We start from the raw sequence: 10,944 nt of genomic DNA on the forward strand, positions 1-10,944 counted from the left end.
GTCTTGCCATGATCGACGTGGCCGATCGTGCCGATGTTCACATGAGGCTTAGTGCGCTCGAATTTACCTTTTGCCATAGTCTCTTTCCTTGGACGGCCTTGACCTTCAGTTCAGTCGAATGCGGGGCGATTAGCGACAAAGGCCAAAAAACACAAGCGTCTTTTGGCCGGGTGCCGTCTCACCCAGTCCGAACCTGCGATCCGATTGCGGGGATGTGGCGCTGATATAGGTAGGCCCTGGACGGAATGAAATGGGTGAAAGCCGGATCGATTGAGCCGCCGCGGCGGCCTTGCCCGCCAGTCCGTGTCCGCTTCACGGCCCGTCGATGGCCCATTGCGGTCGTCATCGAGCTCTGATCTCCTGACCCGATGCATTTCCTTCCGACGACCGTTCGCGGCCCACTGTTCATGATCATCTCGACCGGGTCGTATCTCGTCAACGATACGATGATGAAACTCGCGACCGCCGGGCTGCCGTCCTACGAGGTGCTGTTCCTGCGCGGCGTCGCGGCGGCGTTGTGGGGGTTTCCGCTGCTGTTCGCGCTGGGCTACGGCAAACAGATCCCGCTGATCTTCGACAGGCGCGTGCTGGGCAGGAACCTGCTCGAGATGGCGGCGATCCTCTGTTATGTCGTGGCGCTCGCCAACATGCAGATCGCGGATTCCACCGCGCTCGGACAGATAACGCCGCTCCTGATGCTGGTCGGCTCGTCGATCCTGTTTGGCGAGCGAATCGGCGGCCTGCGCATGGCGCTGATCGGGCTCGGTTTCATCGGCGCGCTGATGGTGGCGCAGCCGACGATGCAAGGCATTTCGGTCTATGCTCTGCTGGCGCTCGGCAATGCGGCGTTGGCGGCCGCGCGCGACCTTGCCGGCCGGCGGGTCTCGGCCGAGGTGCCGGGGATGATCGTGGCGATCTCCGCCGTCGTGGTGGTGCTGATCGGCGCCGGCGCCGCGCATCTGGTTTCCGAGCGCTGGGTGATGCCAGAGGCACGTCATCTGCTGCTGATGGCCGGCGCCGGGTTTTTCCTGATCTTCGGCCATTTCTTCATCTTCATGGCCTATCGCGTCGGGCCGACCAGCGCGGTGGCGCCGTTCTATTATTGCTTCACCGTCTGGGCCGTCATTTCGGGACTGCTGGTGTTCGGACAATTCCCCAACGTGCTGGCCGTCTGCGGCATCCTGCTGGTGGTGGGCAGCGGGCTGACCATCGTGTCGCTGGACCAACGCAAGCGCCGGCTGGCCGTGGTCGCCTAGCCATTGCTCGCTTTACGACGCTAGGACGCCGGTCACCGGCCCCGAACGAGCCGGTCACCGGCAAGCAAAAAAGGGCGTGCGTTCCGGCTAAAGCGTCCTGCGTCCGCTGAACTGGTGGTAGGCCCACAGCACGACCACGGCGCCGACCACGGCGACGATCAGGCTGGAGATGTTGAGACCGGTGACACCCACGCCAAAGATCTGGCTGCAGATCACGCCGCCGACGATAGCGCCGACGATGCCGAGCACGATATCCATGATCAGGCCCTGGCCGGTCTTGTTGACGATCTTGCTGCCCAGGAAGCCGGCGATGGCGCCGAGAATGATCCAGCTGATGATACCCATTTTTTCCTCTCCATCCCTCGCCGACGCGACATTTTCATATGATTGTCAAAAGCTCAAGCCAACTTGAAATTCCGCCCGAATGCGCCATTGTGCAATGGGCTGGGCTTGGTTGAGATGGAGGATCCACTATGGGACTTTTTGACAACGCCGTTCCCGGGGGCAACATCACCAAACCGCTGATGATCGCGCTCGGCGCGTTGCTGGTCGGAAAGATGCTGAGCGGCAGAAGCGAACAGCCGGATCAACCCGAAGCTGCCGCTCCGCCCGCCCCCGCGCCGACAGAAGCCACCGCCAGTGACGGCGGCCTGCTCGGCGGCCTCGGCGGCCTGCTCGACAAGCTCAGGGATGCCGGTCACGGCAACACCGCCGACTCCTGGGTCGGCACCGGGCAGAACCAGTCGATCAACGCCAATGATCTCGGCAACGCGATTGGACCCCAAATTATCCGCGAGATCGCGCAACGGACCGGCATGAACGAGCAGGAACTGCTCAAGCAACTGTCCACGGCCCTGCCCGGCATCGTCGACAAGCTGACGCCGAACGGCCAGGTGCCGCAGCAGCACCAGGTTGCATCCGCGTTCAACAGCTGACGCGGCGCGGAGACAATCGGAGCGCTGCGCGCATTGCGCAGTGTCCCGGCTTACAGTTCGTTGCGATGGAATTCTGGGCGATGGAATTCTGGGCGATGGAAATCCGGGCGATGGAGATTTGGAGCGGGTAGCGGGAATCGAACCCGCATATTCAGCTTGGAAGGCTGCTGCTCTACCACTGAGCTATACCCGCGCCTTGCACTGAAGTACCGGATTCAACCGAAAAGCGCCATGCGCTTTTCGCCTCCGATGCTCTTCGCGTTTCAGGGCTTCCGGGCCGGCAGTGGTGGAGAGGGTTGGATTCGAACCAACGTAGGCTAAGCCAACGGATTTACAGTCCGTCCCCTTTAACCACTCGGGCACCTCTCCAGTCTGCCGCCGGAGCCATGCAACGAGGCATTCTTGCCGATCCGGACCCGAGATAGATGTCTTCTCCGAAATCAGCGAAGCGCCTTATGGCGGCAAGGCCAGTGGGTGTCAACCGCGCAGCCGGGCTTTTTCGAACTTGTTCGCCGACTGCGGCGACGGGCCGTATCCCTGACCGCCGCAGACGGCTATAGAAGCCGACCATGAGCAACAAGACCAACACTCCGAAAGACACCCATTACGCCAAGCTGCGCCGCGCCTTTCGCGACGAGAAGAGCGGCGGCGCGCCGGCATTCAAGCCACGTCAGCCTGTCCCCCCGGGCGAAAACGCAGGCGATGGCCTGGTGCGGCTCTATGGCCTGCACACGGTGCGGGCGGCGCTCGACAATCCACGGCGCCGGATCAAGAAAATGCTGGTGACGCGCAATGCGGCCGAGCGTCTTGAAATTGCCGATCTCGCCGCCCTGCCGTTCACGGCCGAACTGGTCGAGCCCAGGGATATCGACAAGATCACCGGATCGGACGCCGTGCATCAGGGTGTGCTGATCGAGGCGGAGCCGCTGAAGCCCAAACGCCTCGACGCGCTGGGCGACACGAAACTGGTGCTGGTGCTCGACCAGGTCACCGATCCGCACAATGTCGGCGCCATCCTGCGCTCGGCGGTCGCCTTCGGCGCCGGCGCGCTGATCACCACGGCACGCCACAGCCCGCAGGAATCGGGCGTGCTGGCGAAATCCGCTTCCGGCGCGCTGGAGCATATCGACCAGATCGAGGTCAAAAACCTCGCCGACGCGCTCGGGCAGCTGCACGAGGCCGGCTTCCAGACCATCGGGCTCGATTCGGATGGGCCGGCGGAACTCGAAACCAGCTTTGCCGGAGACAGGGTCGCGCTGGTGCTCGGCGCCGAAGGCAAGGGCCTGCGCCAGAAGACGCGCGAGACGGTGACGACGCTGGCCCGGCTCGATATGCCCGGCGCAATCAGATCGCTCAACGTGTCGAACGCCGCGGCGGTGAGCCTCTACGCGGCACGGGCGTTCCTGAAGCGCGACTGAGCCGGAGGCGACAGTTCCGTCGCCGATCTGAACGAGAAACGGGTCCCGGCGATGGTCGCGGGAACCCGTTCTTCGACAGGAAAGGGAGCTGGCGGCCTGGGAACGTTATACCGCCCTCTCCCGACCTATGCCGCTTTGCCTTTGGCCTCGGCCGCCTCGCCGCCGACCTCGAAATTGGCCATCCGCTCAAGCGCCCTGACCAGCGCCGAGTGATCCTCCTTCGCGCCGCCATTGGCGGCGCAGGAATTGAACAGTTGCTGGGTGGTCGAGGTGTTGGGCAGCGACACGCCAAGCGCCTTGGCGCCTTCCAGCGCCAGGTTGAGGTCCTTCTGGTGCAATTCGATGCGGAACCCCGGCGCGAAGCTGCGCTTGACCATGCGCTCGCCATGCACTTCGAGGATGCGCGAGGCCGCCAGACCGCCCATCAGCGCCTGCCTGACCTTGGCCGGATCGGCGCCGGCTTTTGAAGCAAAAACAAGAGCTTCGGCGACGGCTTCAATGGTCAGCGCGACGACGATCTGGTTGGCCACCTTGGTGGTCTGGCCGACCCCGTTCGGCCCGACCAAAGTGACGTTCTTGCCCATCTTCTCGAACACCGGCCTGGCTCGTTCAAAAGCCTTTTCCTCGCCGCCGACCATGATGGTGAGCGACGCCGCCTTGGCGCCGACCTCACCGCCCGAGACTGGCGCGTCGAGATAGTCGCAACCGAGCGCATTGATCTTCTGGGCGAAGGTCTTGGTCTCGATCGGCGAGATCGAACTCATGTCGATGACCAGCTTGCCCTTCGAAAGGCCGGAGGCGACGCCGTTGTTGCCGAACAGCACTTCGGCCACCTGCGGCGTGTCGGGCACCATCAGGATGACGATGTCGGTCACCTTGGCCACGGCTGCATGTCCGGTCACGGTTTTCAGGCCCTTGGCCACGAGGTCGGTCGGCGGCTTGGAGCGGTGATCGCTGGCGATGACCTTATGGCCAGCATCCAGCAGATGCCCCGCCATCGGCGCGCCCATGATGCCGAGACCGATGAAGCCTATGGTTTCCATTGTGGTTCTCCTTTGTGAAGGCAGCGTTCTGTCGCGCCCCCTCTGGCCTGCCGGCCATCTCCCCCACAGGTGGGGAGATTGGCTGTTTCGGCGCCTCGCTCATCTTGCAACGTTGGAGATTGGCGAAAGCCGAGATGACATTCGATCTCCCCCCTTGTGGGGGAGATGGCCGGCAGGCCAGAGGGGGGCGCCAAGGAACAGGACTTCGACTGCGATAGTCGTTAAGCCGCCGCACTGCCCTGCCCGGCCAGGTCCCGGAACCAGGCCAGCCCGGCTTCCGTGCCGGCCTTCGGCTTGTATTCCGCCCCGATCCAGCCGGAATAGCCGATGCGGTCGATGTGGTCGTAGAGGAAGGGATAGTTGATCTCGCCCGTCCCCGGCTCGTGACGGCCGGGATTGTCCGCAAGCTGGATATGCGCGATGCGGTCGAGGTTTGCCTCGATTTTACGGGCGAGATCCCCCTCCATGATCTGCATGTGATAGATGTCGTATTGCAGGAACAGGTTTTTCGAGCCGATGCGATCGATGAAATCGAGCGCCTGATCCGAATAGTTGAGGAAGAAGCCTGGAATGTCGCGGGTGTTGATCGGCTCGATCAAAAGCCGGATGCCGGCGTGCTCCAGCTTTTCCGCCGCGAAGGCGAGGTTTTCGGCGAAAACATCTTCGAGTACCTTGCGATCGGCGCCGACAGGCGCGATGCCGGCCAGGCAGTTGACCTGCGGACAACCGAGCGCCTGCGCATAGGCTATCGCCTTGGCTATGCCCTGGCGGAATTCCGGCACGCGGTCCGGCAGCACGGCAATGCCGCGCTCGCCCTTTCCCCAGTCGCCGGCCGGCAGGTTGAACAGCACCTGTGACAGGCCGTTCTTCTTCAACCTCGCGGCCACCACCTCGGGCGCATGATCGTAAGGACCGATATATTCGACGCCTTTGAAGCCGGCGCGGGCGGCGGCATCGAAGCGGTCCAGGAAATCGTGCTCACCAAAGAGCATCGAAAGATTGGCTGAAAAACGCGGCATTCTTTTTCTCCTAATCCAGCATCACGATCGCGGTCGGGGCATCTTCCTGGTGCTCGGCAAGGTCCTCGAATTCTGTAATCTTGTCGATCTCGGTGCCCATGGAGATGTTGGTGACGCGTTCGAGGATGAATTCGAGCACGACCGGCACCTGATGTTCCTTCATCAGCCGCTGCGCCTGCTTGAAGGCGCCGGCGAATTCTTCCGGCTTGCGCACCCTGACCGCCTTGCAGCCCATCGCCTCGGCGACCGCGACATGGTCCACACCATAGCCGGCCTCGGGATCATCTGAACGGTTGATGTTCTCGAAGGCCAGGCTCACCTCGTAATCCATCGAGAAGCCGCGCTGCGCCTGGCGGATCAGGCCGAGATAGGCGTTGTTCACGACGACGTGGATATAGGGCAGCCTGTGCTGCGCTCCGACTGCCAGTTCCTCGATCATGAACTGGAAATCATAGTCGCCCGACAGCGCCACGATGGTGCGGTCCGGATCGGCGGCACGAACGCCAAGAGCTGCCGGCAAGGTCCAGCCAAGCGGGCCGGCCTGGCCGCAATTGATCCAGTTGCGCGGCTTGTAGACATGCAGGAACTGCGCGCCGGCGATCTGCGACAGGCCGATCGTGGTGACGTAGGTGACGTCGCGGCCGAACGCCTTGTTCATCTCCTCGTAGACACGCTGCGGCTTCAGCGGCACCTGGTCGAAATGCGTCTTGCGCTTCATCGTCTTCTTGCGGGCCTGGCATTCCTTCGCCCAGCCCGACCAGTCGCGCAGCTTTCCCGCCGTCTTCCATTCGGTGGCGACGTCGAGCAGCATCTTCAGCGCGGCACCCGCGTCCGAGACGACGCCAAGATCGGGCGCGAAGACACGGCCGATCTGCGTGGGCTCGATGTCGACATGGATGAATTTCTTCCCCTTCGTGTAGACGTCGACCGACCCGGTATGGCGGTTGGCCCAGCGGTTGCCGATGCCGAAGACGAAATCGGCTTCCAGCATCGTCGCATTGCCGTAGCGGTGCGAGGTCTGCAGTCCGCACATGCCAGCCATCAGCCGGTGGTCGTCGGGGATCGCGCCCCAGCCCATCAGCGTCGGGATGACCGGCACGCCCGATATTTCCGCGAATTCGATCAGCAGATCGGACGCATCGGCATTGATGATGCCGCCGCCGGCGACGATCAGCGGCTTTTCGGCCGCGTTGAGCATCGTCAACGCCTTTTCGGCCTGGGCCCGCGTCATCGCCGGCTTGAACGGCGTCATCGGCTCATAGGCATCGATGTCGAACTCGATCTCAGCCATCTGGACGTCGACCGGCAGGTCGATCAGCACCGGCCCCGGCCGCGACGAGCGCATCAGGTGGAAGGCCTTCTGCAGCGCCATGGGGACGAGATAGGGTTCCATGACCGTGACTGCCCATTTGGCGACGGGCGCCGCGATGGCGGCGATGTCGACGGCCTGGAAATCTTCCTTGTTCAGACGCGCGCGCGGCGCCTGGCCGGTGATGCACAGGATCGGAATGGAATCGGCGGCGGCCGAATAGAGACCGGTGATCATGTCGGTGCCCGCCGGACCCGACGTGCCGATGCAAAGCCCGATATTGCCGGACTTGGCGCGCGTATAGCCTTCGGCCATATGCGAAGCGCCCTCGACGTGGCGGGCCAGCACGTGGCGGATGGTACCCCTCGCCTTCAGCGCCGAATAGAGCGGATTGATCGCCGCGCCCGGCACTCCGAAGGCGCAGGCGATGCCTTCCTTTTCGAGAACAAGAACCGCGGCATCGACAGCGCGCATCCTGGCCATTTTCCGGCCCTCCTCAGGGTTGTCATTGTTGGATGGCCGAGAATGTCAGCAAGCCGGCTATTTTTCAATTTTTCCAGAATATTTTTTCATTTCGAGAAAACGGCGGCTCTTTATTGATTTTTTTGGATTTTCCGTTTTCCAGGAATTCTGCCGCCCATACGAGTGAAAAACTTTTTCATTGCTTGTTTGGCGAAACGGCGGAGAATGGCGCCCATGGACATGACCGAAAAACGCCAGCGCGGCCGGCCGCGCGCCTTCAACGGGCCATCCGAAGCCAATTCGGTGCAGTCGCTCGACCGGGCCTTGCGCATCCTGGCCATTGTCGCTGAAGGCAGTGGCCTGTCGCTGAGCGAGATATCCGCGCAAAGTGGTCTTGCCGCCTCCACCGCCTACCGCATGCTGACGACACTGCAGAACCACGGCATGGTCGAGTTCGACACCAGCGACCAATTGTGGTCGATCGGCGTCGAGACGTACCGCATGGGCGCGGCATTCCTGCGCCGCCGCAAGCTCGTCGACCGTGCCCGCATCGTCATGCAGGAGCTGATGGAAAAGACCGGCGAGACCGCCAATCTCGGTGTCGCCGAGGACGATTGCGTGGTGTTCGTCAGCCAGGTCGAGACGCATCAGGCGATCCGCGCCTTCTTCCGCCCGGGGACCCGCAGCCCCTTCCATGCCTCCGGCATTGGCAAGGCGGTGTTGGCGCATCTCGAACCGGAGCGCGTCGGCATCATTTTGCGCAAGGCCGGCCTGCAACGCTTCACCGACAAGACGCTTTCGGAAATCCCGGTGCTTGCGCATGACCTGGCTGTCATCAAGCTGCGCGGCTGGTCGGTCGACGACGAGGAACGGCACCCCGGCATGCGCTGCGTGGCGGCCGCTATCTTCAACGAGTTCGGCGAACCGATCGGCGGCGTCTCCGTGTCGGGGCCGACCGTGCGGGTGACGCGTGAGCGGCTGGCCGAGATCGGGCCCATGGTGCGCAATGCCGCGGCTGAAGTGACCAGGATGATCGGCGGCATGCAAGCCGGCTGATCAGCCCGCCCCGGGCAACGCGCTCCTGGTCGCGATATCGAAGAAATCGAGCAGGATCGTCATGCCGACACCGCAGGCAGTGAAGACGAGGCCGGCGATGAAGATGCGGTTGGCGCGTCCAAAGACGCGCCGCTGCAGCGACTTTGTGTCGAGCGGCAGCGACAGCGCCCGCATCTGCAAGGCGATACCGGCCAGGATCGGCAGGACGGCGACCAGATGGTAGGTCTGCCAGGGAATCGGGTTGGCGGCCCAATGGGTGATGAAACCCAGCGAAAATGCCAGCAGGATGCCGACCGTGGTGACGGTGCCATTGGGGAAAACCGTCTCGATCAGGTCTTCTTCCGGGTCCTGTTCGTCCAAGCCACCCTTCCCCAATTGGCCATTGTAAGAGACTAGACAGCTAGACGCTCCGAAAATCGCTGTATAGCGCTCGCTGCAAGGGACTGCCTTGCCGTGGCGTTCGAATGCATGCGAAAGGGCGCGGATGAGGAAACCGATCCAGCTTTTGCTTGTCGCTTCACTTTGCGGGTGCGTGGCGGCAGCGCCTCGACCCGATGCCGGCGACCAACACGTCAATCCCATTCCGATCTCGCCCATTCCGATCTCGCCCATTCCGATCTCGCTCGCGCTGGAGGAGATCATTACCGGCGGCATCCGCCAGCATCTGCCGGATCCGGCCTCCGCCAAGTTCGGGACGATGCTGGCCGGCGAGCGGACGTCGGGCGGCCGCCAGGAGATCGTGGCCTGCGGCACCGTCAGCAACAGGATCTCATCCGGGGCCTACGGCGATGACAATGCCTTTGTCGCCAAGATCTATCCGGATGCCGGAAGCAGCTTCGAACTCGTCGCGATGAGCGATGGGTCGGCGGATTCCCGGCTTCGAGTTCAGGGCCTCTGCCGCGCGGCCGGTTTGCCGATTCTCGAGGCCGGCGCGAAGCTCTAGACCCGCGACCCTTCAAACGAAGAGAGGGGCTGCCCGCAACCCCTCTTTACGTCGTTGGTTGGCTTCCGCTCAGAGCCGGCAGTAGTGGCTATAGCCGTCGCGGCCGATATAGGTGTCGGACTCCGGATCGTAGCTCGAGTAGCGATCGAAACAGCGGCGGACGTGCCAAGAACCACCATCTTCGTCGATATAGACGGTACGCGGCGGCTGCTGGGACAGCAGGCTGCCGAGGACGAAGCCGCCGACGCCGGCGGCGATGCCGATGCCGATGTCATGGTTGTGGTGATGGCTGTGGGCTGCCGAAGGCTGAACGGTGCCAACCAATGCGGTGGCGGCGACAGTGGTGGCGATGAGGCCGGAAACGAGTGTGCGCGTGAACATGACGATCTCCTTGCTTCGTTGACCGAGGCGATCCATCCGCCTCTTGATCATCTGTCGTTGCGGCAAGAAGAAAGGTTCGAATCTTTTTTCGTCTTTTTGGAACAGGAGAAATCGCGTCCACCGCGCATGGGCGGAATCCGGGTGTTACGAATTCCGGCGGCTGCCGGCGTTCAATGCAAAAAAGGGCGGCCGAAGCCGCCCTTTTTGAGGAATTGGGTCCCTCCATCAAAGGAAAATGATCACCCTGCCGTGCCTGTGGTGATGATGGTGATTGTAGTGCTTCCACCAGAACTTCTTGAAGTGGTGGTGATGATGATGGCCGTGCATGCCATGGGCAGACGAGGTACCGACTGTGCCGGCGAGCGCGCCGGTGGCGACGAAGATGGCGACGAGGCCTGAGGTGAGAGTGCGCTTGAACATGATGATCTCCTGGATCTTTTGATCGAGGCGACCCATTCGCCTCCGAACATCAGTCGGCGCGGCGCCGGAAAAGGTTCGACGGGGCGAGGAGATTTTTTGTGGGACGGTTCCGGGAACGAGCGAATAGCGAATAGCGAGTAGCGAGTAGCGAGTAGTGAATGGCACTCTGGGTGCTCCTGCTTTTTCGCTACTCGCTACTCGCTACTCGCTCACTCATCCCATGCCAGTGACATGGCGAAGCCAGAAGGCGAGCGCGATGAAGCCGATGATGGTGGTCACGCCGGTCCAGTCGACATTGGCCTTCTTCACATCGCTGATGAGCTTGACCAGCAGCATCCAGGCGATGACGACGATAGGGAGAATGATGACGAGCCTGATCATGCGACACTCCAGTCCGAAGCGGTTGCACCTTGCCGATATGTAGGAAGCGCCTTTGCGGATTTCAGCATCCTCGCGCCGCGACGTCATCCACCACGACGAGTAACCGAAAACGGAGTTTTGTCTTTACTGGCGCAACAAATATGCTAATCGGAGCGCCATGCCCTTGTAGCTCAGCTGGTAGAGCAGCGGTTTTGTAAACCGAAGGTCGGCGGTTCGATTCCGTCCGGGGGCACCAGTTCTCATCGGTCCGTTCCGGACACATGGGTTACGGTTTATACCGGAGACATGGGTAACACTTTTGGCCCGAAAGGGTTTTGGAGT

13 protein-coding genes, 3 tRNA genes and 1 pseudogene are annotated in these 10,944 nt (G+C 62.3%); 6 read left to right on the forward strand and 11 right to left on the reverse strand.

What is annotated here, in order from left to right:
* Nucleotides 1–77 (reverse strand): annotated as a pseudogene (locus tag LB577_RS32605) (elongation factor Tu); the annotation flags it as partial.
* A gap of 291 nt (nt 78–368) precedes the next feature.
* On the opposite strand from LB577_RS32605, the gene LB577_RS32610 reads away from it, so the two are divergent.
* A complete protein-coding gene (locus LB577_RS32610; protein ID WP_013895718.1) occupies nt 369–1,256 on the forward strand; it encodes a DMT family transporter in 888 nt (295 codons plus the stop codon).
* Between the two features lie 87 nt (nt 1,257–1,343).
* Here LB577_RS32610 and LB577_RS32615 read toward each other — a convergent pair whose 3' ends face one another.
* A complete protein-coding gene (locus LB577_RS32615; protein ID WP_013895719.1) occupies nt 1,344–1,601 on the reverse strand; it encodes a GlsB/YeaQ/YmgE family stress response membrane protein in 258 nt (85 codons plus the stop codon).
* Between the two features lie 128 nt (nt 1,602–1,729).
* Between LB577_RS32615 and LB577_RS32620 the strand changes: the two genes are divergently transcribed.
* Nucleotides 1,730–2,191, forward strand: coding sequence for a YidB family protein (locus LB577_RS32620; protein WP_023768601.1), 462 nt, complete (start codon nt 1,730–1,732; stop codon nt 2,189–2,191).
* A 119-nt stretch (nt 2,192–2,310) separates the two neighbouring features.
* Here LB577_RS32620 and LB577_RS32625 read toward each other — a convergent pair.
* Both LB577_RS32625 and LB577_RS32630 read right to left on the reverse strand, forming a co-directional pair.
* Nucleotides 2,311–2,384: transfer RNA gene (locus LB577_RS32625), tRNA-Gly, on the reverse strand.
* Between the two features lie 91 nt (nt 2,385–2,475).
* Nucleotides 2,476–2,560, reverse strand: a tRNA-Tyr gene (locus LB577_RS32630).
* A gap of 200 nt (nt 2,561–2,760) precedes the next feature.
* On the opposite strand from LB577_RS32630, the gene LB577_RS32635 reads away from it, so the two are divergent.
* The gene (locus LB577_RS32635; protein WP_140573612.1) at nt 2,761–3,609 is read left to right on the forward strand and encodes a TrmH family RNA methyltransferase; all 849 of its coding nucleotides are present in this window, start codon (nt 2,761–2,763) and stop codon (nt 3,607–3,609) included.
* Nucleotides 3,610–3,734: 125 nt separating this feature from the next.
* Here the strand turns inward: LB577_RS32635 and LB577_RS32640 are convergent, their stop codons facing one another.
* The 3 genes from LB577_RS32640 to gcl all read right to left on the reverse strand — a co-directional run bounded on the left by LB577_RS32640 (nt 3,735) and on the right by gcl (nt 7,463).
* Nucleotides 3,735–4,652, reverse strand: coding sequence for a 2-hydroxy-3-oxopropionate reductase (locus LB577_RS32640; RefSeq protein WP_249490915.1), 918 nt, complete (start codon nt 4,650–4,652; stop codon nt 3,735–3,737).
* Nucleotides 4,653–4,873: 221 nt separating this feature from the next.
* Nucleotides 4,874–5,671: a 2-oxo-tetronate isomerase gene (gene otnI, locus LB577_RS32645; RefSeq protein ID WP_224690506.1), complete on the reverse strand. Its 798-nt coding sequence runs from the start codon at nt 5,669–5,671 to the stop codon at nt 4,874–4,876.
* Between the two features lie 10 nt (nt 5,672–5,681).
* Nucleotides 5,682–7,463, reverse strand: a complete 1,782-nt coding sequence (gcl, locus tag LB577_RS32650; protein ID WP_224690507.1) for a glyoxylate carboligase — start codon at nt 7,461–7,463, stop codon at nt 5,682–5,684.
* A gap of 213 nt (nt 7,464–7,676) precedes the next feature.
* On the opposite strand from gcl, the gene bhcR reads away from it, so the two are divergent.
* Nucleotides 7,677–8,498, forward strand: coding sequence for an HTH-type transcriptional regulator BhcR (gene bhcR / locus LB577_RS32655; protein ID WP_224690508.1), 822 nt, complete (start codon nt 7,677–7,679; stop codon nt 8,496–8,498).
* Here the strand turns inward: bhcR and LB577_RS32660 are convergent, their stop codons facing one another.
* Nucleotides 8,499–8,858 carry a hypothetical protein gene (locus LB577_RS32660; RefSeq protein WP_224690509.1) on the reverse strand — a complete coding sequence of 120 codons (360 nt, stop codon included), beginning with the start codon at nt 8,856–8,858 and terminating at the stop codon, nt 8,499–8,501. It abuts the gene before it with no gap.
* Between the two features lie 172 nt (nt 8,859–9,030).
* Here LB577_RS32660 and LB577_RS32665 point away from each other — a divergent pair, with 172 nt between their 5' ends.
* The gene (locus LB577_RS32665) at nt 9,031–9,441 is read left to right on the forward strand and encodes a hypothetical protein (protein ID WP_224690510.1); all 411 of its coding nucleotides are present in this window, start codon (nt 9,031–9,033) and stop codon (nt 9,439–9,441) included.
* Nucleotides 9,442–9,510: 69 nt separating this feature from the next.
* Here the strand turns inward: LB577_RS32665 and LB577_RS32670 are convergent, their stop codons facing one another.
* The 3 genes from LB577_RS32670 to LB577_RS32680 all read right to left on the reverse strand — a co-directional run bounded on the left by LB577_RS32670 (nt 9,511) and on the right by LB577_RS32680 (nt 10,623).
* Nucleotides 9,511–9,822, reverse strand: a complete 312-nt coding sequence (locus LB577_RS32670; protein WP_224690511.1) for a BA14K family protein — start codon at nt 9,820–9,822, stop codon at nt 9,511–9,513.
* 225 nt (nt 9,823–10,047) lie between these two features.
* Complete coding sequence (locus LB577_RS32675; protein WP_224690512.1) at nt 10,048–10,242, reverse strand: hypothetical protein; 195 nt, start codon at nt 10,240–10,242, stop codon at nt 10,048–10,050.
* Between the two features lie 213 nt (nt 10,243–10,455).
* Nucleotides 10,456–10,623 (reverse strand): hypothetical protein, encoded by a 168-nt coding sequence (locus tag LB577_RS32680; protein ID WP_023768610.1) that lies wholly within the window; start codon nt 10,621–10,623, stop codon nt 10,456–10,458.
* A 159-nt stretch (nt 10,624–10,782) separates the two neighbouring features.
* Here LB577_RS32680 and LB577_RS32685 point away from each other — a divergent pair.
* A tRNA-Thr gene (locus tag LB577_RS32685) sits at nt 10,783–10,858 on the forward strand.
* Nucleotides 10,859–10,944: the final 86 nt, after the last annotated feature.

This window comes from Mesorhizobium sp. B283B1A (genome assembly GCF_020165735.1).
In the GTDB taxonomy this organism is placed as follows: domain Bacteria; phylum Pseudomonadota; class Alphaproteobacteria; order Rhizobiales; family Rhizobiaceae; genus Mesorhizobium; species Mesorhizobium opportunistum.